Genomic DNA, 24,431 nt, shown 5'->3' with positions numbered 1-24,431 from the left:
TCAAGGAAGTTGTCATGAAGGTAGTAGTCGTCGGCGGCGGCGTCATCGGGGCGGCATCGGCGTGGAGCCTCGCCAAGCGCGGACACGTGGTGACCCTCGTGGAACAGTTCCAGCCCGGCCACAAAAGCGGCGCCTCGCACGGGACGTCGAGGATCTTTCGGCACGCCTATGCCGAAGATTACTACGTCGGCCTCGCTGCCCGCGCCTACACCTTGTGGCGCGAGCTCGAAATCGATACCGGTACAGACCTGCTCACCATTACCGGTGCCGTGGACCACGGGGTACCGGATATCGTGAGGCCGAGAATCGAAGCACTGCGACGCGCAGGACTGGCGGGGGAGGTTCTCGACCCGAACGAGGCGCACCGCCGCTGGCCGGGGATGACATTCGATACCACGGTGCTCCATCACCCTGATGCAGGTCGGTTGCATGCGGATCGCAGTGTCGCAGCCCTCACTGCGGCGGCCGAAAAGCTGGGAGTGCGAACAGAATACGGTAGCGCCGTTCGTGAGATTCTTCGAACGGAAGTTTCGACCGACGTCGGAAGTTTTGCCGCCGATCATGTGGTCGTCGCCGCGGGTGCGTGGACCTCTCGGATCGCATCGGCGCACGTGTCGATGCCAGAGCTGGTGACCACTCAGGAACAGCCCGCGCATTTCCTACCGATTCTCGACGCGTCGTGGCCCAGCTTCGTCCACCACCCCGGTGCGGCATTGCAGACGGAAGGAATCTACGGCCTCGCATCGGAGGACGGCGTCAAGATCGGCGAGCACGGTACCGGGCCAGTGGTCGATCCCGACACACGTGAGTTCACGCCCGCTCCCGAGGGCGTGGAGCGCCTGAAAAGCTACGCGAGAGCATGGCTGCCAGGCGTCGATGTCGATTCTGCTGATCCACTGACCTGCCTGTACACAACGACCGCTGATTCGAACTTCATCGTCGATCGGTCCGGTAATCTGACTGTGGCCGCAGGGTTCTCCGGACACGGGTTCAAGTTCGCCCCTGCTGTGGGGGAATTGGTGGCCGATCTCGTCGACGGCCGCACGCTCGGCACAGCACTGTTCGAGCTGGGCCCGCGCACTCGTGAGAGTGCAGCATGAAATTTCTGCTCATGACGCTGGTATCGAACAGTGCCGACCCGATTTCGCGGAAACTGAAGACCCCGGCCGAACGGCTCGGCGAAGTCGTCGACACTGCAGTGCTCGCCGAAGAACTGGGTTTCGACGGCTTTGCAGTGGGGGAACGCCACGAAGATCCGTTCATTTCGTCCTCCCCACCGGTGATTCTGAGCGCTATCGCAGCTCGGACGTCGGAGATCGGACTGTTCACTGCGGTGACCACGTTGAGTCTTCTGGACCCGGTTCGCGCATTCGAGGACTACTCGACGCTCGACAACCTGTCCGATGGTCGGCTGCAACTGATCATCGGAAAGGGCAATGGCACTGCACAGGCCGACTTGTTCGCTGTCACACCGCAGGATCAGTGGCAGCGAAATCGTGAAGGTTACGAGCTGTTTCGGATGCTCTGGGACAACGAGAAGGTGACTTGGTCCGGTCGGTTCCGCCCGCCGCTGGCGGGCGCGAAGGCGTTGCCGCGTCCGTTGCAGAGTCGCATCCGCATCTGGCACGGTAGTGCAACGAGCAGAGAGTCGGTGGATCTCGCTGCGCAGTATGGTGATCCGATATTTTCGGCCAACGTTACCCATCCCATCGAACCCTACGCCGCACTCGTCCGGCATTACCGCGAACGATGGGAGTTCTACGGTCATCGACCCGAGGGCGCTCTTGTCGGTGCAGGGACCGCAGGCTTCCATATCGCTCCGACCTCGCAGGAAGCCGTTGCTGCGTATCGGTTCACGTTCGAAGCACGCTTGGCAGCTCAGCGTAGCGCCGGCATGCCGGTGGTATTCGACTCGCTCGAAGATCTGGTCGAGCGCAGCTCTGCGTTGATCGGCAGCCCTGAGCAGGTGATCGACAAGGTCGGCCGCTACTACGAGCAGTTCGGACACGAAGTGATGCACCTGAGCGCCGACGCCGACGGTGTGACACCGCGGCAGTGGTGTCGAAGCCTCGAACTGTTCCAATCCGCCGTGGCCCCCGTCTTGCGCGAGCGACTTCCGAGCCGCCCGCTTACCCCATAGTTCTGCTTCACCGTCCACCTTCCGTCCGTCAGCTCGACGTGCCGCTGCTCCTACGGCGTCGCGGTGGACTGTTCGGGCATTCCTCGAGATCCGGAGTAACTCGGTGTCCTCACGTTCCCATTTTGTCGGAGTCAGCGCGCTCGCTGCCGTCAGCATTGTTCTGACTGCCTGCGGCGGCAGTTCCACCTCACCTGCCGACGTCGGCGAACCACAATCGGGCGGCACGCTGCGCTATGGGCTGTCCGGGGCACCGACCTGCTCGGACCCGGCGCAATCGGGCAGTAATCAGACAATCTATGTGGTTCGGCAGGTCGTGGATTCGCTCACCGATCAGAACCCCGACACCGGCGAGATCACCCCGTGGCTCGCCGACAGCTGGGAAGTCGCTGCCGACGCCTCCTCGTTCACCTTCGCACTGAAGGACGGTGTGACATTCAGCGACGGAACCCCGGTCGACGCCGAAGCGGTCAAAGCGAACTTCGACTCGATCGTCACCGACTTGACCTCGGTGAAAGCCCCTCTCGGTGCGAGCTATCTGTCCGGATACAAGGGCACTACCGTCGTCGACCCATTGACCGCACGGGTGGATTTCTACGGACCGAATGCGCAGTTCTTGCAGGCAACGTCCACTGCGCAGCTCGGAATCCAATCACTCGATACCGTCGCGCAGCCGGCGGAAGCGAGGTGCCTCGGAGCCAACATCGGTAGTGGGCCGTTCGCCTATGCCGACTACCAGCAGAACAAGTCGGTCACTCTCGCCAAGCGTGTGGGATACAGCTGGGGCTCGGCGGCATTCGACCACGAAGGTGAGGCATACCTGGACGGCATCGATTTCACTGTCGTCCAGGAGTCCGGTGTCCGCACCGGAAGCCTGTCCTCGAATCAGCTCGACGCGATCAGTGATGCGTTGCCGCAAGATGCGCCGCAGATCGAGGCCACCGGTGGTTCGATCCTGACGACCTCGAATCCAGGTACGCCGTTCGGGTTCCAGCCCAACGTCTCTCGAGGGGTGCTGCAGGATCGGGAAGTACGCAAAGCGCTGATACCGGCGATCGACCGGCAGGAGCTCATTGACACCGTTCTCGGTCCCGACTTCAAACCTGCGACAAGTACACTGGCGAGCAAGACCCCCGGTTATACCGAGCTGCCCGACGTCACGTTCGACCCGGGCAAGGCGACATCCATCCTCGACGCGGCCGGCTGGGTTCTCGGAGCGGACGGCATCCGTGAGAAGAACGGGCAGAAGCTCTCCTTCAAGGTGATGTTCACCGCTGTATTCGCGGGCAACCAGGCGATCCTGGAACTCACCCAGCAGCAACTGCGCAATGTCGGGGTGGATCTGCAGCTCGAACTCGTATCCAATCCGGAGAGCACCGCGCGTCTGGGCACCAAGGATTTCGACTCGACGTACTACAACAGCACAAGGGCAGATGGCGACATTCTTCGTACTACCTTCACTGTCGATGGACGAAACCTGAACGCACGCGGACCGATCCCGGATCTCGATACCTCCCTCACCGAAGAGTTGGCTACCACCGACACCGCTGCACGCAACGAGATCCTCGCCTCGACGCAGCAGCAGGTTCTCGACAACGGGCTGTGGATTCCGACCATCGAACTCTCACAGGCGATCGGCGCCGGGCCGGCAACGCAGGACCTGAAGTTCGAGGCGTCCGCACGTCTGCAGTTCTTCGATACCTGGTTGAGCGGACAGTAGCCATGATTCGCTACCTGGCACAGCGCGTAGGACAAGCAATTCTGGTCCTGTGGGCTGCGTTCACTGTGTCGTTCGCAGTGTTGTTTCTACTTCCATCCGACCCGGTTTCTCTCGCCGCCGACTCGGCAGGTTCCGGCACCCCGGTCGACGCGGCTGCTATCGCCGAACTGCAGGCGCGCTACGGTCTCGACCAACCCGTGTGGGTTCAGTATTGGCACTCGCTCAGCGGCGCCGTGCGCGGTGACTTCGGATTCTCGATTGCCACCGGGCAGAAGGTGACGACGGCCATCTTCGACGCAGTGCCGTCTACGTTGGCTTTGGCGACGAGCGCCTTGGTGTTGGCGCTGCTCTTCGGCGGCACGGTGGCCTTCTTCGCCACGTACACCAAGATCGGTTGGCTCAGGAACTTGCTGTTCTCGATCCCGCCACTGGGTGTCGCGGTGCCGACATTCTGGGTAGGGCTCGTTCTCCTGCAGGCGTTTTCGTTCCAACTACGGTGGTTTCCGGCGTTCGGTGACCAGGGCGTGCCTTCGCTGATCCTTCCGGCGATCACGCTGGCACTACCCACCGGAGCTGTGATCGCTTCGGTCCTCGCCACGTCGATGACGATGACATGGCGGCAACCGTTCGTCGAATCGGCTCGGGCGAAGGGTGTTTCGCGTCTTCGGGTGCAGGCCAAACATGTGGCGCGATTGTCGTCCATCCCAGCGTTCACCATTGCTGGAGTGCTCGTCGGAAATCTGCTGGCGGGGTCGGTCGTCGTCGAAACGGTGTTCTCGCGTGCGGGTGTCGGGCGACTGACACAGACGTCGGTCATGGCGCAGGACATACCCGTGGTGCAGGGCGTCGTCGTGTCGATCTCGCTTGTCTTCGTACTCGTCAATCTCGCCGTCGACCTCTTCTATCCCCTGATCGATCCGCGGATCGTCTCGGAGTACACGTCGCCGCAGCCGAAGAAAGAGGTTGTGCATGTCTGACATCCTGACTCGCCCCGTCGACACAACGCGCTCGTTGCCGAAGAAGCGTCCGAGCCGGTCCTTCTCGGAGAACATCTGGCTGGCAGCGTCGGTGGTGGTTCTGTTGCTCGCGGTCGGGTTCGCGCTGTTTCCCTCAGTGTTCGCCAGTGGCGATCCGCTCGAGGGCGTCCCCGCCGAAAAGCTGCAGGGCCCCAGCGCGGCGCATTGGTTCGGAACCGACAACATCGGCCGTGACCTGTACACACGCGTCGTCCACGGTGCAGGCCTGTCCTTGACCGCTACGTTGTTCGCCGTCGCGATCGCCCTGATCGTCGGATCCTCGATCGGTCTGCTTGCCGGTGCAGTCGGCGGCCTTCTCGACGCCATCCTGATGCGTATCGTCGATGTGCTGCTGTCGATTCCGGCTCTGCTGCTTTCGCTGGCACTCATCACCGCGCTCGGCTTCGGTACACGCAACGTGGCTATCGCCGTCGGTGTCTCTCTCATCGCCAACTTCGCGCGTGTCATGCGCTCCGAAGTGCTGCGGGTGAGGCGCTCGCTCTACGTGGAGGCGGCATACGCGTCCGGCGTTCGGTGGTACGACGTGTTTCGTCGACACATCCTTCGCAACTCGTATGCGCCGGTGATCGCTCTTGCCGCAGTCGAATTCGGGATGGCAGTCCTCGCGGTCTCGGCACTGAGCTTCCTCGGATTCGGTGCAGTGCCGCCGACGCCGGAGTGGGGGTCGCTGATCTCCGAGGGTCGTAACTTCCTGGCGACGGCGTGGTGGATGACGACACTGCCGGGGCTCGTGATCGTCGTTGTCGTCCTGTCCGCGCACCGCGTAGGCCATGCAATCGAAGGGAACTCATGATGATCCCGGTACTGAAAGTCGACAATCTCGCGGTCTCCTATGGAGACACGCAGGCCGTCCGCGGCGTCAGCCTGACGGTCGGCAAAGGCGAAGTCGTCGCGATCGTCGGTGAATCCGGCTCCGGCAAATCGACCACGGCGCAAGCGATCATCGGTCTGCTGTCCGGCTCCGGCCACATCACGGGCGGTTCGGTGCATTTCGACGGTCGCCGGATCGACGACGCTTCCGAGAAGACGTTCGATCGGCTGCGTGGCGCGCACATCGCCCTGGTGCCCCAGGACCCGACCACCTCGCTCAACCCGGTCATCCGCATCGGTGAGCAGGTCGCCGAGGTGCTCCGCGTGCACGGACTCGCCACCAAGCGATCCGCGAAGATCGAAGCCGTTCGCGTTCTTGCCGAGGCGGGAATCGACGACCCGGAACTGCGGGCGCGTCAATACCCGCAGGATCTGTCAGGGGGCCAGCGGCAACGCGTGCTCATCGGAATCGCTTTGGCGTGCCGACCGGAACTGATCATCGCCGACGAACCGACAAGCGCGCTGGATGTGACCGTGCAGCGACGCATTCTCGATCACCTCGATGCACGAATAATTGAGAGCGGTGCCGCCGTTCTGCTGATCACCCACGACCTGGGTGTCGCGGCCGAACGTGCGGACCGTGTGGTTGTCATGCACAACGGCGTCATCGTCGAAACAGGTCTCACTGCAGATGTCCTGTCCAACCCGCAGCACGAGTACACCGAGGCTCTGTTGGCAGCGGCGCCGAGCCTGAACAGAGAACTGCGTCAACCACGTTTGGCGTCGGAGCCGATTCTGAAGATCAAGGATCTGTCGAAGACATTCCGAATCGGACGCGCCGCGAGCTTGGACGCGATCGAGTCGGTGTCTCTCACGGTCGAGCGCGGTCGAACCATGTCGCTGGTGGGAGAGTCCGGCTCGGGTAAATCGACGCTCGCGCGCATCGCGATCGGCCTCGAAACTCCGACCTCCGGATCGGTCGAGTTCGACGGTACCGAAGTTTCTTCGCTTCGCCGGGCAGGTCTGCGCGCGCTACGTCGTCGAGTGCAGATCGTCTACCAAAATCCCTATGCATCACTCGATCCCAAGCTCGATATCGAGGCGATAGTTCGAGAACCACTCGACGCTTTTCGAATCGGGACCTCTACAGAGCGTTCGGCACGGACGATCGAACTCCTCGACCAGGTGGCCCTGTCCAAGGAACATCTGCGGCGCCGACCGGCCGAACTGTCGGGCGGTCAGCGTCAGCGCGTTGCCATTGCACGGGCGTTGGCGCTGAGACCGGATCTGCTGGTCCTCGACGAGCCGGTCTCCGCGCTCGACGTCTCGGTGCAATCTCGGATACTCGACCTGATCGACGATCTGCAGACCGAGCTCGAGCTGAGCTACCTGTTCATCTCGCACGATCTCGCCGTCGTGCGGCAGATCAGCGACACCGTTGCCGTGATGCAGGCCGGAAGAATTGTCGAGATTGGCTCGGCTGCAACAATTTTCGATTCCCCGCAGCACAATTACACCCGCGAGCTGCTCGCAGCTGTCCCCGGGCATTCCCGGGAGAAGGAGACCATCGATGTCTGACGGTAAATTTCTGATCGGAGTCGACTTACACGGCGCCGGTATCCACCCGCAGGCGTGGCGTCGTCACGACTCGCGTGCCGAGGAGCTGTTCACCTCGAAGTATTGGACCGATCATCTCGAGATTGTGGACCGCGCCGGTTTCGACGTCGCCTTCATCGGTGATTCCTTCGCACTGCAGTCCGGTGCAGGCTCGGAACTCGGAAGACTGGACGCCGCGTCCATCGCAGCGCGGGCGGCGGCATCGACACACTCGATCGGGCTGATTCCTACCGTCACGGTCACCCACACCGAGCCGTTCCACATCTCCAAACAGATCGCGAGCATCGACTTCGCGTCCCACGGGCGCGCAGGATGGGAAGTCGAGGTCTCCGAGGACCGGGCGGTGGCCGACGCGTTCGGTCGCAAGCCCGTGCAGCCTGCAGCCAGCCTGTGGCGTGAAGCCGACGATGCGATCGAGGTCGTCACCAGACTGTGGGACAGCTGGGAAGACGACGCCGAGATTCGCGATGCAGCGACCGGCAAATTCATCGACCGAGACAAATTGCACTACATCGACTTCGAAGGTGATTTCTTCTCGGTCAAAGGGCCCTCGATCACGCCCCGGTCGCCTCAGGGCCAGCCCGTGGTGGCCATCCGCGTCGGAGACGGGTCCTCGGTGGCTGCGTCGAGAGCCGACATCGTGCGCATCGCCGCACCCACGCTCGACGCTGCTGCCGTGCTCGCCGGGCGGGTGCGCCGCGCGGTCGTCGCAGCCGGTCGTGATCCCGCGACCGTGCTGGTGGTGTTGGACCTCGAAGTCCTCGTATCCGACACGGCAGCAGCAGATCTCGACCAGTTGAACGCGTGGGCGGAGCAGGTTCCGGAGTCGATCGCGTTTCATGGCGACGCAGAAGGGCTTCGGGTGTTGCTCGAGCAGATATTCGAATCCGGGGTCATGGACGGTGTCACATTTCGTCCACTCGCGCTCGCATCGACCCTGCCGACTATCGCGACGTACGTTCTACCGCAATTGTCTTGGTCGCCGTGCTCTCGAACAGGGTTGCTCCGCGAACGTCTCGGCCTTCCCCGCCCGGTAAATCGATACACAGCAAAGGAAGCGAAGTAATGGGACAACAGAAGAAACGGATTCACCTCGGCGCACACTTTCCTGGCGTCAACAACACCACCGTGTGGACGGACCCGGCGTCGAAAAGCCAAATCGAGTTCGACTCCTTCGTTCATCTCGCCCAGACCGCCGAACGTGGCCTCTTCGACTTCTTCTTCCTCGCCGAAGGGCTGCGTCTGCGCGAGCATCAGGGCCGGATTCACGACCTGGACGTCGTCGGACGTCCGGATACCCTCATCGTCCTCAATGCGCTGGCAGCGGTCACCACACATCTCGGTCTTGCCGGAACCATCAACACGACATTCAACGAGCCGTTCGAGATCGCCCGACAGTTCGCCTCGCTCGATCATCTCTCCGACGGTCGCGCCGCGTGGAACATGGTGACATCCTCCGATGCCTTCACCGGTGAGAACTTTCGACGCGGCGGCTATCTCGACCGTGCCGACCGTTACGTTCGGGCGAACGAGATCATCGACACGGCGCGCGAACTCTGGGACAGCTGGAGCGCCGAAGCCGTCGAAATCGATCGTGAGAATGGGGTGTTCGCTCGCAGGGAATCGATCACGCAGGTTCGGCACACCGGACCGCAGTTCGATATCGACGCGGCGTTCACGGTTCCCCGCAGCCCACAGGGACATCCGGTGCTGTTGCAGGCCGGCGACTCCGACGAAGGTCGCGAGTTCGGCGCAGCCAAGGCAGATGCCATCTTCACCGTGCACGGGACTCTGGAGGCCGGGCAGAAGTTCTACGCCGATGTGAAGGGCAGGTTGGCGAAATACGGCCGTGAGCGCGGTGATCTCAAAGTTCTGCCGGCCGCAACGTTCGTACTCGGTCACACCCTTGCCGAAGCCGACGAGCGCGCGATCGAACTTCGTCGCCAGCAGGTCGGGCCGCAGACCGCCATTTCGTTCCTCGAACAGGTGTGGGGACGCGATCTGTCCGAGTACGACCCCGACGGCCCACTGCCGAAGGAAGATCCAGCAGAGGATGCGAACATCACCCGGGGGCGCGTTCGCCATGGCGACCCGGTGGCCGTTGCTCGTGACTGGCGTGAGCGCGCCGAAGCCGGAAACCTCAGCATCCGTGAGCTCATCATCGAGGTCACGACGCGTCAGCAGTTCGTCGGCACACCGTTCTCGGTTGCCGAAGAGATCGACAGATATGTACAGAACGATGCGTGCGACGGGTTCATTCTCGTACCGCACATCACCCCGGCCGGGTTGGACGAATTCGTGGACCGGGTAGTGCCTGAGCTTCAGGAACGCGGAAGCTTCCGGACCGAATACGCCGGCACCACATTGCGTGAGCACCTCGATGTTGCTCACCCACACGACACACGAGAAGGAGTGCGAGCATCATGACCGACGCTGCGGAGAGAAAGACCTTCGAGGCTTCCTGGGCCGAGTGGCACAGTGAGCGAGAGAGCTTCTACCGCGACCCATTGGGGTGGGTCGCATTGACCGGATTATACTGGTTGACAGATGAATTCGAGTCCATCGCCGACCTCCCCTGGCGGTGGCGCGCGACCGAGGCCGCCGTCCATATCGAGAGGGCCGAAGGCACGGAGACAGTGGAACCCGTCGAGGGTGCCCCGGGTATCCTCGTCGAGGACGGTGACCGCCGCATCGAAGTGATCCGTCGCACCGGCTCGGTCGCACTTCGGGTACATGATCCGAAGTCGCCCGATCTGCAGTCGTTCGCCGGAATCCCGACCTACGACCCCGACGAGAGGTGGCATGTTCGAGGCACTTTCACGCCCTACGAGCAAACTCGCACCGTCACCACGGGTGCCGTCGTGGAAGGCCTGGAGCATCACCATACTGCCGTCGGTGTCATCGACTTCGAACTCGACTCCCGATCACAGCAGTTCGTGGCATTCGGCGGCAAGAGCGGTGGCCTGCAGATTCTGTTCACCGACGCCACCAGCGGTGTGACGACCTACCCGGCGGCGCGTGCCCTTTCGGTCGCCGAACCTGCGGCCGACGGCGCTGTCGTGCTCGATTTCAACCGAGCCGCGAATCTCCCATGCTCGTTCACCGATTTTGCGACCTGCCCGATCGCGCCTGCCGAGAACAAGTTGTCGGTCGCAGTCGAAGCAGGCGAGAAGAACCCACGCCAAGGACGAGCCCTGTGAGCAGAGTCCCGCTCTCGGTACTGGATCTGTCGCCGATCAGCGAAGGGTCGACGGTCCGCCAGGCGCTCCGAAACACTCTCGACCTCGCACGCCGGACCGAGGAGTGGGGTTACGAGCGCTACTGGGTGGCCGAGCACCACTTCGTCGCGACCGCCAGTTCTTCGCCTGCGGTACTGATCGGCTTGATCGCATCGGCGACCAACAGAATCCGCGTCGGATCCGCGGCCGTTCAGATCGGCCATCACACTGCCGCGTCGGTTGTCGAATCCTTCGGCACTGTCGACGCGCTCTACCCTGGTCGGATCGACCTCGGTATCGGCCGATCAGGTCAACGTCACGCCGAAGCGCTCGCAGGCAAGGATAATCCGGTCACGCGCAGGCAAGCGCGCGTCGTCGAGGGAATCCTGTTTCCCGAACCATTCGAGACGAAAGGCCTGATTCTCTCCGAACGGTTCCTCGCGTCTGCGTCGATTCTTCAACAGCCAGGCGCGCAGGCCCCGGGCTTCGAGGACCAACTCGACGACATCGTCGATCTCTTGCGCGGGAAGTACGAGACGTCTTCGGGTGTGGCGCTCACCGCAACTCCGGGTGAGGGTGCCGAGGTCGAACTGTGGCTGTTCGGCAGCAGTGGGGGGCAGAGCGCCCAGGTAGCCGGCGCGCGTGGGTTGCCGTTCGTTGCGAGTTATCACGTGAGCCCAGGCACGACACTGGACGCAGTTGAGGCGTACAAGGCGGCGTTCGTACCGTCCTCAGTTCTCGATGAGCCGTATTTCATCGTCTCTGCCGATGTGGTTGTCGCCGAATCCGATTCCGAAGCACTGGATCTGGCAGCGTCGTATCCGCAGTGGGTGCACAGCATTCGCAGCGGTCATGGTGCGATCCCGTATCCGAAGCCCGAAGGGATCGAGCCACTTACCGAGGAGCAATTCGCTCTGGTTCGAGATCGAACCTCGACGCAATTCGTGGGCTCGGCTGCGACCGTGTCCGAGAAGCTCGATGGTCTGCAGCGAGCCAGCGGGGCGAATGAACTGGTGGTGACGACGGTAACGCACGACCACGGTGACAGGCTTCGGTCCTACGAATTGCTCGGCAAGGAATGGGGTCTGCCGCACTTACGCGAGTAGGAGACAACCAGGGATGCAGCGGCGCTCACTTGCAGGGGGGTGGGACCATCATCGGTATGCAGGCAACGAAGTGAGCACGCGGGTATGGGCGCTGTTGGCCGCTGCCATCACCACCGAGGTCGCGGCGTCCCTGTCGTTGAAGGCAGCACTCGATGCCCCAGCCTGGTACGCGGTGGTGGTGGCTGGATATGGAGCTTCGTTCGTACTGCTGTCGATGATCTTGCGAAGCGGAGCGCCGATCGGCAAGACCTACGGCATCTGGGCGGCAGCCGGTATCGCGCTGACCGCGATACTCGGCACTGCCGTCTTCAGTGAACCATTGACCGTCACCATGGTCGCGGGCATCGTCCTCGTCATCGGAGGAGTGGTTCTCGTCGAAGTCGGCTCAGGACGTGCAGCACGCAAGGTCGACATCTGATGTGGTGGTTGTTGGCAGGTGCAATCGCCACCGAAGTTGCCGCGACGCTGTCACTACGAGCATCGGAAGGCGGGCGAGTGAAACTGTGGCTGATCCCGGTTGTGCTGGGATACATCGCCGCATTCGCGCTGCTGTCACTGACACTCTCCGCAGGGATGGCCATCGGCGTCGCGTACGGAGTCTGGGCCGCTTGCGGGGTTGCGTTGACGGCCATTGCCGGACGGGTGCTGTTCAAGGAGCCTCTCACCTGGATCATGACGGCCGGAATTGCGCTCATCATCGGTGGTGTCCTGCTGATCGAGGTCGGATCGGCCGCGAGCTGATCCGAACCGTTGACGCGCACATGAGGCAGTGATGGAGTTGTGGATGTGCCATTCTTCGACGGGGTATCGGGTCCGATCTACTACCGGCATTGGGCTGCGGAGGCCCCACGGGTGTCGGTGGTGTTTCTGCACGGGTACGGCGAGCATTCCGGCCTGTACCACCGTCTCGCGGACTCGTTGAGTTCGGACGGTGTCGAGTTCTAACCGCATTGGTCAACGATCCGCTTGCCTTCGTCCGTAGCGATGCGGGAGCGCTTCTAGCGCAAGAACTGCCACTGGCGTGGAAGCGATTCGATTCCAACCTGATCTCGCTGCGGCTTCCGGTCCTGGCTGTGCACGGCACGTTGGACCGAGTGGCCCCGATCGAGGGTGTGCGACGGTGGGCCGATGTCGTACCGAGCCTGACACTGCGAGAAATTCCCGGTGCGCGCCACGACGTCCTCAACGAGACCGGGTATCGGCGGACGGCAGCGTCGATCGCGAATTTCGTACTCGAACAAGCAGAACCGACCGAAGAGGAGGACCGGGCATGGCACGGCTGACCTACCGCGCACCCCGAGGCGTACGACGGCACTCGCGCGCGTGCGTCCTCGGGGCTATCCAGGTTGAGCCAAGATCATTCGAGCTTGAAGCCGACCTTGATCTTGACCTGGAAGTGAGCGATTGCCCCCTCCTCGATATGCCCACGCGTCTCGACGACCTCGAACCAATCGAGATTGTTCAACGTGGAGTTCGCGCGCGCGATGGCCTTGCGGATGGCGTCGTCCGAACCCTCCGTCGAGGTTCCGACGATCTCTGTCACACGGTAGATGTTGTCGCTCATGTTCTCTCGTTTCACTAGGTGACATGTCCTGAACCCATGTTCTCCGATGCCCGACGGTTCCAAACCAAAACCGCCGATTACGTTCGCGCGCGGAGGAGTTTCTCGGCTATCGGGATGGAGACTGCCCGTCGAAACGTTGCACGTCATAGCCCCACGAGAAAGGTCGGAACGAGTGAGTTCACAGGTAGTAGAGGAAACACAGGGCGTGCACCCTCTCGACAATCCAGTAGTCGGGTCGCTGCGCGGCGAACACAAGAGGTTCGCCCAGACCCTCGGTCGCGTCTCGCGATTCGACCCCGAGGTCGCGCCGTTCCTCGGACACCCGTCTCCGATGGAGGAGCAGGACTGGAAGGACGTCCGGACCCTGTTCGGACCCCGCGCCGTCGTATCGCTTCGGGGTACCGGGCACACCCTTCCCGACGGCTGGGAGTTGATCGACACGTTCGGGATCGTGCAGCTCGACGGCAGTGGCCTCGAGACCCGTCCGTTGCCGGAGGCCGTCCGGCTCGGTGCCGACGACGTCCCCGACATGGAAGCCCTCATCGCCCGCACACAGCCTGGCCCGTTCCTACCGCGAACGTACGAGCTCGGCACCTACTTGGGCATCCGCGAAAACGGCGCGCTGGTCGCCATGGCAGGCGAACGGATGCATCCACCGGGATGGACCGAAATCAGCGCGGTCTGCACCGATCCGGCGTATCGCGGACGAGGGCTCGCTACCCAGCTCGTCCGCGCTGTCGGGCACGGTATCCGCGAGCGCGGCGAGATGCCGTTCCTGCACGCATCGGCAGCGAACGTCGGCGCAATCAGGCTGTATCTGTCGATCGGGTTCGTCCTCCGAGAGCAATCTCTGCTGACCTTGGCGCGCACGCCTGCCTAGTGCGTTCAAGCCATCTCGGATACAAGGGGATCTGAAACACGACGGGGATCTGAAACACGATGGGGAACTGGGGCACGATGGGGAACTGGGGCACGATGGGGGCATGACTCAACCCGACCGCCCGGACGAGCGTTTCACACTCGCCAGCGAACGCACCTTCCTCGCGTGGATGCGCACAGCTCTCGGCCTGCTCGCCGGCGGCATCGCCGTCGTACATCTGGTTCCCGATTTCAGCACCGGATGGGTGCGGACCGGTCTCGGCTTGACGCTGATCGTGATGGGCGGGGCCGCAGCCTTCGTCGGCTTGCGACGCTGGATGCAAGTCAAGCACGCCCTCGAGCGAGGGGCGCCGATGCCAGAGGCGTCGGAGCTGTGGATTTTCTCCGTCGGCATCGGAGTCATTGCAATCCTGGCCGCAGTCGTCACGGTGCTCGGTATCACCTAGGACTGCGCTCGGTATCACGTAGGACGAGGACCGGTGTGTTCGTCGCCACGGCGGGAAGGGCACAATCGAGGCATTAGTGACATTTAACGAAGGAGTAGCGCGTGGCACAGGCTCTGAAGCTCGGATACAAGGCGTCGGCCGAGCAGTTCGGTCCACGGGATCTCGTCGAACTCGGTGTTCTCGCCGAGGCGCACGGCATGGACTCGGCGACCGTCAGCGACCACTTCCAGCCGTGGCGCCACGAAGGCGGACACGCACCGTTCTCGCTCGCATGGATGACTGCGGTCGGCGAACGCACCAAGACCATCCAGCTCGGAACCTCGGTGCTGACGCCGACATTCCGCTACAACCCGTCGGTCATCGCACAGGCCTTCGCGACCATGGGCTGCCTCTACCCGGGACGCATCATGCTCGGAGTCGGCACCGGCGAAGCGCTCAACGAGATCGCCACCGGATACAAGGGCGAGTGGCCGGACTTCAAGGAACGGTTCGCGCGGCTGCGTGAGTCGGTGCGCCTGATGCGTGAACTGTGGCTCGGCGACCGCGTCGACTTCGAAGGCGACTACTACTCAACCAAGGGCGCATCGATCTACGACGTCCCCGAAGGCGGAATTCCGGTCTACATCGCGGCAGGCGGACCCGTCGTAGCGCGGTACGCAGGTCGAGCGGGCGACGGCTTCATCTGTACCTCGGGCAAGGGTATGGAGCTCTACACCGACAAACTGCTCCCGGCCGTCGAGGAAGGCGCAGGCAAAGCCGAGCGCGACTCGGGCGAGATCGACAAGATGATCGAGATCAAGATTTCCTACGACACCGATCCCGAATTGGCGTTGGAGAACTGCCGGTTCTGGGCGCCGCTGTCACTGACCCCGGAGCAGAAGCACTCGATCGAAGATCCGATCGAAATGGAGAAGGCAGCCGACGAACTGCCGATCGAGCAGGTCGCGAAGCGTTGGATCGTCGCCTCCGACCCGGACGACGCCGTCGAACAGGTCAAGCAGTACACCGACGCAGGACTCAATCACCTGGTCTTCCATGCGCCCGGACACGATCAGAAGCGGTTCCTGGAACTGTTCGAAAAGGATTTGGCACCGAGGCTTCGCAAGCTTGGCTGACGGTTCGCTGCTTGAATGTGCACCGCTTGAATGTGCACCGCTTGAATGTGCACCGCTTGAATGTGCACCGCTTGAATGTGCGCTTCAAGCTATCTGATCGTATGAATGGACCATTCAAGCGGTGGGTGGGGCTGAACATCCACCGCTTGAATGTGCGCTTCAAGCTGACTGATCGTATGAATGGACCATTCAAGCGGTCGAGAAGCGGTCGGGAAGCGGTCGAGAAGCGGTCAGGAAGCAGCGTCAGCCGACAGCGCAAACATCCGCATATCGCGGTCGGTCCGGGTTTGGTATTCGCTGTAGGCCCGGGCGATGTCGGCGAACGCTGCGTAGATCCGAACTTTCTCGGTGCCGGTGACTGGTGTCGCTGTCACCGGGATCCGCTTACCGCCGATCGCAACGGTGGCGCGAGGCTCTTTCAACAGGTTCGACGTCCACGCCGGGTGATGATCCTGGCCGAAGTTGCTGCCGACGACGAAGAGTCGATCGTCTTCCCGGTAGTACAACAGTGGGCTGCTTCGAATCTTGCCGGACTTGCAGCCGGTGGTGGACAGCAGTACGACGGGTGCGGCGATGGGCCCGAGGACAGTGAACCTGCCGTCGGTACGTTCGAGGAGCCGACGGTCCACCCCGGCGAGGTGTCGGATGACCCACGATCCCGGTTTCGTTGCTGCGAATGCGATGGCGGGTTTGCGGATGATACTGCTCTCGCTGCCCCAGCGGACGTCTGGGAATGGTGATTCGGCCATGACCCATGATGCGCGCTGCGGGTAACAGTCTGTCAATACCGCACCGGCTAGTCTGGCTGGCATGGCCGAGTCTGCTTCCTCCATCTACATCGCCTCACCCGAGGGTGACACCGGCAAGTCGACTATTGCGCTCGGGGTGCTGCAGATGTTGTGTGCTTCGGCGGCACGGGTCGGTGTGTTCCGGCCGATTGCGCGCTCGACCACAGGAACCGATTACATCCTCGAACTGCTCATCGACCACACCACTGCGGATCTGACTTACGAGCAGTCGCTGGGCGTCACGTACGAGGAAGTGCACGCCGATCCGGATATGGCCCTGGGCGAGATAGTTTCGCGGTTCCACGACGTAGCCGAGCAGTGCGATGCCGTCGTGATCGTCGGCAGCGACTATACCGATGTCGGTAGCCCGAGTGAGCTGGGATTCAACGCGCGGATCGCCGCCAATCTGGGTGCCCCGGTGCTGTTGGCGTTGCGCGGCTCGGGAAGAACGGTCACAGAAGTCGCGCAGTACGCCGAGCTGTGCAAGTCCGAGCTCCGCGCGCATCACGCGCATCTGGCAGCGATCGTGGCCAACCGGTGTGATCCGGACCGGCTCGACGAGATCGCGACCGCGCTGGAGCCGCTCGGTGTGCCTGCGTGGACTCTGCCGGAAGTTCCGTTGCTCGTCGCGCCGACGATGGCGGAATTGCTGACGGCGATCGATGGCGAAATGTACAGCGGCGACCCCGAGCTGTTGCGCCGTGAAGCGTTGCGGGTCATGGTCGGCGGCATGACGGCCGAGCATATTCTCGAGCGGTTGAGCGAAGGTGTGGTCGTGATCGCGCCCGCAGACCGGTCCGACGTCCTTTTGGCCATGGTCAATGCGCATGAGGCCGAGGGTTTTCCGTCGCTTGCGGGCATCATCATGAACGGCGGCATTTCCCCGCATCCGGCAATCGCGCGTCTCGTCGCCGGACTGGGACCGCGGCTTCCGATTCTGACGACCGCGCTGGGAACGTTCGACACGGCGTCGGCTGCGGCCAACACTCGTGGTCGTATGGCGGTGGGTTCGCAGGGCAAGGTCGACACGGCGATCTCGCTGATGGAACAGCGGGTCGACGCCAAGGTGCTCCTCGACCGCCTCGAACTCACCATCCCTGCGGTCACGACCCCGCAGATGTTCGAGTACCAGCTCATTCACCGCGCCCGGGCCGATCGCAAACACATCGTGTTGCCAGAGGGCAACGACGATCGGATTCTGCGTGCGGCCGGCCGCTTGTTGCAGCGGCGGGTGGCGCAGTTGACGCTCCTCGGCGAAGAGGGGCCGATCCGTCGTCGGGCCGCGGAACTGGGCGTCCAGCTCGACGACGCGCAGGTGCTCGATCCGGCAACTTCGGACTACGCGGAAGTGTTCGCCGCGGAGTACACCGAGTTGCGTAAGCACAAGGGTATGACCATCGAGCGTGCCCGCGAAGTTATGACCGATATCTCGTACTTCGGAACGATGATGGTGCACAAGGGAATCGCCGACGGCATGGTGTCCGGTGCCGCGCACACCACCGCGCACACGATCAGGCCTTCGTTCGAGATCATCAGGACGGCCGAAGGGGTGAACACGGTGTCGTCGATCTTCCTGATGTGTTTGTCGGATCGAGTTCTCGCATACGGTGATTGCGCCATCGTTCCCGATCCGACGGCCGAGCAGTTGGCTGACATCGCCATCTCCTCGGCGCAGACGTCCGCGCAATTCGGTATCGAACCGCGCGTGGCGATGCTGTCGTATTCGACCGGTGATTCCGGAACCGGTGCCGGCGTGGACAAGGTTCGTGCGGCTACCGTCCTTGTCCGCGAACGGAGCCCGGAGCTGCTCGTGGAGGGGCCCATTCAATACGATGCTGCGATCGAACCCTCGGTCGCCAAGTCGAAGCTTCCCAATTCCGTGGTGGCAGGACGCGCAACGGTGTTCATCTTCCCCGATCTCAATACCGGGAACAATACGTACAAGGCGGTACAGCGGAGTGCCGGTGCCATCGCTGTCGGCCCGGTGCTGCAGGGCCTGCGGAAGCCGGTGAACGATCTCTCTCGTGGTGCCCTGGTGGAAGATATCGTCAATACTGTTGCCATTACGGCCATCCAAGCCCAGGAGATCGAACAATGAGTGTGCTCGTCGTCAACTCGGGCTCGTCCTCGGTGAAGTTCCAACTTCTCGACCCGGTGAGCGGCGACTCCATCGCGTCGGGGCTCGTGGAGCAGATCGGTGAACCAGAGGGGCACGTGACCCTCGACTACCTCGATGAGGAAACGAAGAAGACTCAAAAGATCGCCGATCACGGGGTCGGTCTCGCGATCGCCTTCGACATGCTTGCTGCGGCGGGCGTAGAACTGGGGTCCGATGTCGTCGCCGTCGGACACCGAGTGGTGCACGGCGGTGAGGTGTTCTACCGGCCTACCCTTATCGACGACGGTGTACTGAAGCAGATATCTGATCTGTCCAACCTGGCGCCACTGCACAATCCACCGAACGTGCTCGGTATCGAGGTTGCGCGGGCGCAGTTGCCGGACGTTCCGCACGTCGCAGTGTTCGACACCGCGTTCTTTCATGGTCTTCCCGCGGCCGCGTCGACGTATGCAATCGACCGTGACGTCGCGAAAGCGCACGACATTCGCCGATACGGATTCCACGGCACCTCCCATGAATACGTGTCGCAGCAGGTATCGGAGTTCTTGGGTCGCGAGGATCTGAATCAGATAGTTCTGCACCTCGGCAACGGGGCATCCGCTTCGGCGATCCGGGCCGGTGCGCCGATCGACACGTCGATGGGTCTGACGCCACTCGAAGGCCTGGTGATGGGCACGCGAAGTGGCGACATCGACCCAGGCGTCGTCATGCATCTGCGTCGCAGCGCGAACATGGAGGTCGACGCCATCGACGAGCTGCTCAACCGACGGTCGGGGCTCAAAGGGCTGGCGGGTGTCAACGACTTCCGGCAACTGCAGCAACACATCGACGACGGTGATGCCGACGCCACCCTGGCATTCGACGTCTACATCCATCGCTTGCGCAAGTACATCGGTGCCTACATGCTCGACCTCGGCCGACTCGACGTCATCACCTTCACTGCCGGGGTGGGTGAGAATGCCGCAGCGGTCCGTGCGGCCGCGCTGGCAGGTCTCGGTGGGTTCGGGATCGAGATCGACGACGAGCGGAACGCACTGCGCAGCAAGAAGGCTCGGGTCATCTCGACCGATGCGTCGGCGGTGACGGTTCTGGTGGTGCCGACCAACGAGGAGTTGGCCATCGCGCGGGCAGCAGCTGAGCTGGTGCAGTCAGAACACTGATCGCGGCCTGATGGCGTTGGCCAGGTCCACCAGGGTGAAGCGGTGGGCTCGGTCGGTGGCATTGCGGGCCAGCGCGCGTAGTCCCGCTTCGGTGCCGGTACGCAGGCCCGTTTCGGTGAACGGCGAGCCGAGGATGGGCTGGCGTTCCTCGGCGACGGCGTGCCCGGATCGCACCCAGTCCACCGCCATGGCCAACACCAACGTTCGCATCTGCAGTGCACGGCTCTCCCCGCGTGGCAACATTGCGACGCGACGCGCTGCCTCGCGAAAGTCTCTCTCCTCCAAATCTTTCGATGGTCGGTCCATCAAGATGATCAAGACGCTGGTCATCCGCGCGACGGCGTAGTGGCGTGAGCTGATCGGCACCTGGTCGAGAGCGGCTACCGCGCCTTCGAAATCTCCGCGATACATCATCTGCCGCGCCAGACCGAAGGCCGAGCTGACGATTGCGCGGTTGGTTCGCCACACTGTCCGGTAGTAGGACTCGGCGTACGCTCGCCACTTTTCGCGCTCGTCGGTATCGAGCTTCTCGGTACCTTCCCTGATGAGTTCGGCAGTGGCCGCGAGGGCTATCTTCGGCGCGAGCTCCCCGGGAAGTGCGTCGAGAACTTTCTCGAAATGCATCGAGGCATAGCCGAATTCGCCACGAAGCAGTCCGATGAGGCCCGCGTACCACTCGACCCGCCAGGGATCGTTCCCGTCGGTGCGGACCTGTGCAAGAACCGAACTGGCAACTCCGACATCACCGAGGTCGAGGTGTGCCTTGACCTCGGCGAGCGTGATCTCCAGACCACCGGACGAGCCGTCGGCGAAGCGCTCGATACCGTTGCGACGTGCATGCGCCAGCGAATCCAGAGTCTGCTGGGGTTCACTGTGTACGGACGCGGCGAGCAGCGGTGCGCTCGGGTCGGTGGGATCGACCAGCGGTACGGGCAGCGCTGTGACGATCTCGCGGCCGTTGATCTTCTCGCCCCTGACCTTCCCGTCGACGTACGTGTCGGTGCGGCCCACCGATTCCTCGGTGCCGAACGTAGTACGAGGCGGACTGAACGCCGTCGACAGACCAGGCCGTTCGGTTCCCGTCTTCAACGCCAGAATTTCACGTAAAACCCCGGTCGCCTGGCTTGCCAAAACCTCCGCCGTCGAAAAGCGTTGTGATGGATCGGGATTGGTGGCACGCTGCAGTAAGCGATGAAACGACGGATAGGTGCGCAGCAACTCGTGATCGTCGGCGGAAGGAATGCCGGCGTCGTATCTGCCCCCACTCGAGGGCATCTCCAGCGTTAGAACCGCAAGAGTGCGGCCGACAGTGTAGATGTCGGAGCTGATGGTCGGCCCGGTCTTGGCGATCTCGGGAGCCTGGTATCCGGCTGTGCCGTAGAGGAATCCGAAATCTTCGATTCCCGAGACGGCACCGAGATCGATGAGTTTGATCTGATCGTCGGTCACCATGATGTTCTCTGGCTTGAGGTCGTTGTAGACCAAGCCGATGGAGTGCAGATATGCCATCGCCGGCAGAACCTCGAGGACGTATGCGATAGCTTGCTCCACCGGCATACGTTTGTGCTCGTCTTGTGTCGGCAGGATGTCTCGGAGCGAGCGTCCGCCCACGTACTCCATGACGATGAAACCGATATCGGTGCCGTCGGCGCGTGGTTGTTCGACGAAGTTGTAGATCTTCACCACGCCCGGATGCGCGACTTCGGCGAGGAACTGACGCTCGGCCACCGCAACGGCATGCGCCTCGTCGTCGCCGGAATGGAGCAAACCTTTCAGCACTACCCATCGATCGCTGACATTGCGATCGATCGCCAGGTAAACCCACCCGAGCCCGCCGTGCGCGATACATCCCTGCACTTCGTACTGTCCGACCACCAAGTCGCCGGGTTCGAGCAGTGGTGAGAAGTCGTAGTGGGAACCGCAGCGAGCGCACGTTCCCGCAGGCTTGTCCGGTTCTCCCTCCGCGCTTCGGCCGACCGGTGCATTGCATTTCCAGCAGAATCTTTTTCGCTGCGGAACCGTGGGATCTTGCATGACGGCCGTGGCCGGATCCACTGGATCCACCCGAGGGACGTCGACCAAACCGGCGCCGAGCCGTCGCCTGATCCCGGTACCGCGCGTGCGGCCGGAACGCACACGCCCCGATGTCCGATCCGACCGGCGAACGGATGCAGGCGTTCGCTCCACCGCCTGGGTCCGGTCCGCTGCAGGCGTTCTCTCGACGGCCTGGGTGCGGTCGGTGAAATCGGGTGCCGCGGCCGGGGCTGTCGCCGGGCCGGTAGGTGTGTCGGGATCGCCCATGATCAGTCGACGTACGTAGGTGCGGGAGGGCCCGGTGAAGTACCCATCACCGTGAGCCACCTGCCGTACAACTGATTCCACGTGCCGTCCGACCGAACCCGCTCGAGGGTGCCGTTGACGTATCTGACCAAGTCTTCGCTCTCCTTCTTGATTCCGACACCGTAGGGCTCAGGGCTCAAACTGGCGCCTACCATCTCGAGGTATGGATCCTGCGAGGCGAGACCGGCAAGAATTGCGTCGTCGGTGCTGATTGCGTCGACCTGGCGTTGTTGAAGCACGACAAGGCAATCCGACCACATCGAGGCCGTGACGATTTGTGCAGTCGGTACTATGCGCTGCAGTCGGCGCAGTGACGTCGTGCCGTCCACCGTACATACCCGCTTGTCCGCGAGATCGGCGACACCGTTGATCCCCGACCCTTTGACCGCCAGAACACGTTGCTGCGCTTGGAAGTACACGGTGGAGAACGACACATCCTCTTTACGGGCACAGGTGATCGTCATGGTTTTCACCACGATGTCGACCGTGGAATCCTGCAGTCCCTCGATCCGCTCGGCGGAGGACATTATTCGAAAATCCACCCGATCCGGATCGCCGAACAGGTCGCGGGAGATCTCCCGTGCGATGTCGACGTCGAATCCGACGAGCTTTCCGGTCATCGGGTCGCGGAAGCTGAACAGATTGCTACCGGCATCGAGCCCGACTATCAGACGTCCACGTTTTTTGATCGCGTCGACGGTCGGCATCGGTGGGGCATTCCGACCGGCTGCTTCGGGCGGTATCGGCCGCAGGCTGGCGGTGGGGCGATTGCACTGGGGATCCGGGGTCGACGGTTCGGTGGAGTTGGCCGCGGGACCTGCGCCGTCGGGCAGCGGTGGTTCGGTGTAGCTGAGGGCGGGAACGTCCGGTACCGCGTCCTCGGTTGCGCATCCCCCGATCAGTGCACCGACAACCGCGAGGATTGCAATCGAGAAACGAAGGGGGACAGGATTATTCACAGGTACTCACGCAACCTCGGAATGAGCCCCGCTCCGACTGTGGCGGCAGCGGCGACGGCGAGGACGATCGCACCCGAGGCAAGTCCGGTCAGGACCGACTTGGCGCGAACCACATTGCCACGCAGCTCAGCACGTGCGCCGGCGATTCCGTCGTCGAGCATCGTGTCGAGCAAGCGGAATTGGGTCGAGGAATCCTGAACACCGTTGCCGGTGGCCACGGTGACAGCTGTAGTGAAATCGCCGACGGCGAGTGCCTGGTCTATCCGCTCGTGCGAGGCCTTCCACGCGGCGACCGAACCGGTCATATCGGCATTGTCTGCAAACAGCTCGGTCAAACGGTCGGTGTTCTGTGCGAACTCCGCGTCGAACTCTCGGGTGCTTCCACGTCGGATCAGGTTGAGTGTTTCGTCGGCGCGGGCCTGCTGCGCAAGGATGAACCCGGAGGTCAGTTTCTGCAGCGGGGCAACACCGCGGTCGAGTGCGCGGTCGGTGGCTATCGAAGAAATAAGCCCCGCCACCAACATCCACCCGAGTAGAAGCGAGATCGCCAGGGAGGCGCCGAGAAATCCCACGTTGAGCTTTCGGCGGGTGCGGGTAGAAAGGTATATCTGCGCGAGGACCAGCAATATCAGGCACACCACAACGAGACCGATCGCCACGAACGGTGGATTGACGAAGCGTTCCTGGTCGTTCGATACCCGGGCGGCCTGCTCGGCGTATAGGCGTTCGGCACGGGGCAGCAGATAAGACTGCATCTGCGTCGACGCCTCACCCAGATACGCCGCACCGACGGGATTGCCACTGCGATTGTTGGCACGAGCAGTCTCCACCAGTCCGGTGTACACCGGCAGGCCCGCGCCGATCTCCATGAGAACCGTCCGCGCTGCGTCGTCGGTAACCGCGAGCCCGTCGGAAGCTCGGATCAATTCGGTGCCGGCATTTCCGATCGCCTGGGTGTATCGATCGCGAACGTCCCTGGGCTCCAACCCGCCGGCGATGAAAGCAGTCGAGGCAGCCGCGTCGGCAACGGACAGTGCGCCGTAGAGGTTCTGTGCCGAGTTGGCGAGTGGCTCGGTCCGTACGAGAAGGGTGTCGAGGGTTCGAGCTCGCTCCGATACCGAGATGGACGTAGCGGTACCGGTGATCACGAACGCGATGACGAGTATCAATCCCAGCGCGATCATGCGCGCCGGAGTGGACCGAATCAGCCGCTGCAGTTCGCGTCGAGAATCGGCCTCCGACGTCACGGCAGCCGTCGTAGGAGGTACGGCAGCCGAGGGCGTAGTGCCGACCACAATCACAGCACCGAGCATATAAGCCGGAGCGACCGTCCGTACGCCTACTGGAAGGTTCACCTAGCCTCGATCTTTCTTCCTGCTGACGTGTCGGCCTGAACCCCTCGAGATTGTGGCTGTC

Annotated in this window: 24 protein-coding genes; 19 read left to right on the top strand and 5 right to left on the bottom strand. The window is 62.7% G+C overall.

The window, feature by feature from the left end:
* Positions 1–14: 14 nt before the first annotated feature.
* The 14 genes from BJI47_RS13100 (at position 15) to BJI47_RS13040 (ending at position 12,928) form a co-directional block, all read left to right on the top strand.
* A complete protein-coding gene (locus BJI47_RS13100) occupies positions 15–1,100 on the top strand; it encodes an FAD-dependent oxidoreductase (protein WP_088944132.1) in 1,086 nt (361 codons plus the stop codon).
* Entirely contained in the window at positions 1,097–2,140 is a 1,044-nt protein-coding gene (locus BJI47_RS13095; RefSeq protein ID WP_088944131.1) for an LLM class flavin-dependent oxidoreductase, read from the top strand. The genes BJI47_RS13100 and BJI47_RS13095 overlap by 4 nt, the downstream gene beginning before the upstream one ends.
* 103 nt (positions 2,141–2,243) lie before the next feature.
* A complete protein-coding gene (locus BJI47_RS13090; RefSeq protein ID WP_088944130.1) occupies positions 2,244–3,857 on the top strand; it encodes an ABC transporter substrate-binding protein in 1,614 nt (537 codons plus the stop codon).
* A gap of 2 nt (positions 3,858–3,859) precedes the next feature.
* Positions 3,860–4,834: an ABC transporter permease gene (locus BJI47_RS13085; protein ID WP_088944129.1), complete on the top strand. Its 975-nt coding sequence runs from the start codon at positions 3,860–3,862 to the stop codon at positions 4,832–4,834.
* Positions 4,827–5,687, top strand: a complete 861-nt coding sequence (locus BJI47_RS13080; protein ID WP_088944128.1) for an ABC transporter permease — start codon at positions 4,827–4,829, stop codon at positions 5,685–5,687. The genes BJI47_RS13085 and BJI47_RS13080 overlap by 8 nt, the downstream gene beginning before the upstream one ends.
* Complete coding sequence (locus BJI47_RS13075) at positions 5,687–7,282, top strand: ABC transporter ATP-binding protein (RefSeq protein WP_088944127.1); 1,596 nt, start codon at positions 5,687–5,689, stop codon at positions 7,280–7,282. Before BJI47_RS13080 ends, BJI47_RS13075 begins: the two co-directional genes overlap by 1 nt.
* The gene (locus tag BJI47_RS13070) at positions 7,275–8,387 is read left to right on the top strand and encodes an LLM class flavin-dependent oxidoreductase (RefSeq protein WP_088944126.1); all 1,113 of its coding nucleotides are present in this window, start codon (positions 7,275–7,277) and stop codon (positions 8,385–8,387) included. The genes BJI47_RS13075 and BJI47_RS13070 overlap by 8 nt, the downstream gene beginning before the upstream one ends.
* A complete protein-coding gene (locus BJI47_RS13065) occupies positions 8,387–9,748 on the top strand; it encodes an NtaA/DmoA family FMN-dependent monooxygenase (protein ID WP_088944125.1) in 1,362 nt (453 codons plus the stop codon). The genes BJI47_RS13070 and BJI47_RS13065 overlap by 1 nt, the downstream gene beginning before the upstream one ends.
* Complete coding sequence (locus BJI47_RS13060; protein ID WP_088944124.1) at positions 9,745–10,521, top strand: DUF1684 domain-containing protein; 777 nt, start codon at positions 9,745–9,747, stop codon at positions 10,519–10,521. Before BJI47_RS13065 ends, BJI47_RS13060 begins: the two co-directional genes overlap by 4 nt.
* Positions 10,518–11,645, top strand: a complete 1,128-nt coding sequence (locus BJI47_RS13055; RefSeq protein WP_254900580.1) for an LLM class flavin-dependent oxidoreductase — start codon at positions 10,518–10,520, stop codon at positions 11,643–11,645. The genes BJI47_RS13060 and BJI47_RS13055 overlap by 4 nt, the downstream gene beginning before the upstream one ends.
* A gap of 70 nt (positions 11,646–11,715) precedes the next feature.
* Entirely contained in the window at positions 11,716–12,063 is a 348-nt protein-coding gene (locus tag BJI47_RS13050; RefSeq protein WP_254900579.1) for a multidrug efflux SMR transporter, read from the top strand.
* On the top strand, positions 12,063–12,386 hold the full coding sequence (locus BJI47_RS13045) for a multidrug efflux SMR transporter (RefSeq protein WP_088944121.1): 324 nt from the start codon (positions 12,063–12,065) through the stop codon (positions 12,384–12,386). Before BJI47_RS13050 ends, BJI47_RS13045 begins: the two co-directional genes overlap by 1 nt.
* A 45-nt stretch (positions 12,387–12,431) precedes the next feature.
* Entirely contained in the window at positions 12,432–12,590 is a 159-nt protein-coding gene (locus BJI47_RS25005; RefSeq protein ID WP_368655893.1) for an alpha/beta hydrolase, read from the top strand.
* A 5-nt stretch (positions 12,591–12,595) separates the two neighbouring features.
* Complete coding sequence (locus BJI47_RS13040) at positions 12,596–12,928, top strand: alpha/beta hydrolase (RefSeq protein WP_368655892.1); 333 nt, start codon at positions 12,596–12,598, stop codon at positions 12,926–12,928.
* 74 nt (positions 12,929–13,002) lie between these two features.
* On the opposite strand, the gene BJI47_RS13035 is transcribed toward BJI47_RS13040, so the two are convergent.
* Positions 13,003–13,209, bottom strand: coding sequence for a dodecin (locus tag BJI47_RS13035; protein ID WP_088944251.1), 207 nt, complete (start codon positions 13,207–13,209; stop codon positions 13,003–13,005).
* Between the two features lie 172 nt (positions 13,210–13,381).
* Here BJI47_RS13035 and BJI47_RS13030 point away from each other — a divergent pair, with 172 nt between their 5' ends.
* The 3 genes from BJI47_RS13030 to fgd all read left to right on the top strand — a co-directional run bounded on the left by BJI47_RS13030 (position 13,382) and on the right by fgd (position 15,649).
* On the top strand, positions 13,382–14,089 hold the full coding sequence (locus tag BJI47_RS13030) for a GNAT family N-acetyltransferase (protein WP_088944120.1): 708 nt from the start codon (positions 13,382–13,384) through the stop codon (positions 14,087–14,089).
* A 103-nt stretch (positions 14,090–14,192) separates the two neighbouring features.
* On the top strand, positions 14,193–14,534 hold the full coding sequence (locus BJI47_RS13025; RefSeq protein ID WP_088944119.1) for a YidH family protein: 342 nt from the start codon (positions 14,193–14,195) through the stop codon (positions 14,532–14,534).
* A gap of 101 nt (positions 14,535–14,635) precedes the next feature.
* Positions 14,636–15,649 carry a glucose-6-phosphate dehydrogenase (coenzyme-F420) gene (fgd, locus tag BJI47_RS13020; protein ID WP_088944118.1) on the top strand — a complete coding sequence of 338 codons (1,014 nt, stop codon included), beginning with the start codon at positions 14,636–14,638 and terminating at the stop codon, positions 15,647–15,649.
* Between the two features lie 230 nt (positions 15,650–15,879).
* Here the strand turns inward: fgd and BJI47_RS13015 are convergent, their stop codons facing one another.
* Positions 15,880–16,398 carry a nitroreductase family deazaflavin-dependent oxidoreductase gene (locus BJI47_RS13015; RefSeq protein ID WP_088944250.1) on the bottom strand — a complete coding sequence of 173 codons (519 nt, stop codon included), beginning with the start codon at positions 16,396–16,398 and terminating at the stop codon, positions 15,880–15,882.
* Positions 16,399–16,459: 61 nt separating this feature from the next.
* Here BJI47_RS13015 and pta point away from each other — a divergent pair, with 61 nt between their 5' ends.
* The gene (pta, locus tag BJI47_RS13010) at positions 16,460–18,535 is read left to right on the top strand and encodes a phosphate acetyltransferase (protein WP_088944117.1); all 2,076 of its coding nucleotides are present in this window, start codon (positions 16,460–16,462) and stop codon (positions 18,533–18,535) included.
* Entirely contained in the window at positions 18,532–19,716 is a 1,185-nt protein-coding gene (locus tag BJI47_RS13005; protein WP_088944116.1) for an acetate kinase, read from the top strand. The genes pta and BJI47_RS13005 overlap by 4 nt, the downstream gene beginning before the upstream one ends.
* Here the strand turns inward: BJI47_RS13005 and BJI47_RS13000 are convergent.
* From BJI47_RS13000 to BJI47_RS12990, 3 genes are read right to left on the bottom strand one after another with little or no spacing between them, the layout of a single operon-like run.
* Positions 19,705–22,017: a serine/threonine-protein kinase gene (locus tag BJI47_RS13000; protein ID WP_088944115.1), complete on the bottom strand. Its 2,313-nt coding sequence runs from the start codon at positions 22,015–22,017 to the stop codon at positions 19,705–19,707. The genes BJI47_RS13005 and BJI47_RS13000 overlap by 12 nt on opposite strands.
* Positions 22,018–22,019: 2 nt before the next feature.
* Positions 22,020–22,958 carry a glutamate ABC transporter substrate-binding protein gene (locus BJI47_RS12995; protein WP_254900593.1) on the bottom strand — a complete coding sequence of 313 codons (939 nt, stop codon included), beginning with the start codon at positions 22,956–22,958 and terminating at the stop codon, positions 22,020–22,022.
* Between the two features lie 53 nt (positions 22,959–23,011).
* Positions 23,012–24,316 carry a hypothetical protein gene (locus BJI47_RS12990; RefSeq protein ID WP_088944248.1) on the bottom strand — a complete coding sequence of 435 codons (1,305 nt, stop codon included), beginning with the start codon at positions 24,314–24,316 and terminating at the stop codon, positions 23,012–23,014.
* Between the last annotated feature and the right edge of the window lie 115 nt (positions 24,317–24,431).

The organism is Rhodococcus sp. 1168 (assembly GCF_002091955.1).
Taxonomy (GTDB): Bacteria; Actinomycetota; Actinomycetes; order Mycobacteriales; family Mycobacteriaceae; genus Rhodococcoides.
This window is presented reverse-complemented; position numbering and strand designations above follow the sequence as displayed.

Coding starts and splice junctions, on each gene's coding strand:
- BJI47_RS13025 (WP_088944119.1), top strand. CDS start 14,193: ATGACTCAACCCGACCGCCCGGACGAGCGTTTCACACTCGCCAGCGAA.
- BJI47_RS13070 (WP_088944126.1), top strand. CDS start 7,275: ATGTCTGACGGTAAATTTCTGATCGGAGTCGACTTACACGGCGCCGGT.
- BJI47_RS13080 (WP_088944128.1), top strand. CDS start 4,827: ATGTCTGACATCCTGACTCGCCCCGTCGACACAACGCGCTCGTTGCCG.
- BJI47_RS13035 (WP_088944251.1), bottom strand. CDS start 13,209: ATGAGCGACAACATCTACCGTGTGACAGAGATCGTCGGAACCTCGACG.
- BJI47_RS13000 (WP_088944115.1), bottom strand. CDS start 22,017: ATGGGCGATCCCGACACACCTACCGGCCCGGCGACAGCCCCGGCCGCG.
- BJI47_RS13065 (WP_088944125.1), top strand. CDS start 8,387: ATGGGACAACAGAAGAAACGGATTCACCTCGGCGCACACTTTCCTGGC.
- BJI47_RS13005 (WP_088944116.1), top strand. CDS start 18,532: ATGAGTGTGCTCGTCGTCAACTCGGGCTCGTCCTCGGTGAAGTTCCAA.
- BJI47_RS13015 (WP_088944250.1), bottom strand. CDS start 16,398: ATGGCCGAATCACCATTCCCAGACGTCCGCTGGGGCAGCGAGAGCAGT.
- BJI47_RS13100 (WP_088944132.1), top strand. CDS start 15: ATGAAGGTAGTAGTCGTCGGCGGCGGCGTCATCGGGGCGGCATCGGCG.
- BJI47_RS13075 (WP_088944127.1), top strand. CDS start 5,687: ATGATCCCGGTACTGAAAGTCGACAATCTCGCGGTCTCCTATGGAGAC.
- BJI47_RS13060 (WP_088944124.1), top strand. CDS start 9,745: ATGACCGACGCTGCGGAGAGAAAGACCTTCGAGGCTTCCTGGGCCGAG.
- BJI47_RS13095 (WP_088944131.1), top strand. CDS start 1,097: ATGAAATTTCTGCTCATGACGCTGGTATCGAACAGTGCCGACCCGATT.
- BJI47_RS13085 (WP_088944129.1), top strand. CDS start 3,860: ATGATTCGCTACCTGGCACAGCGCGTAGGACAAGCAATTCTGGTCCTG.
- pta (WP_088944117.1), top strand. CDS start 16,460: ATGGCCGAGTCTGCTTCCTCCATCTACATCGCCTCACCCGAGGGTGAC.
- BJI47_RS13045 (WP_088944121.1), top strand. CDS start 12,063: ATGTGGTGGTTGTTGGCAGGTGCAATCGCCACCGAAGTTGCCGCGACG.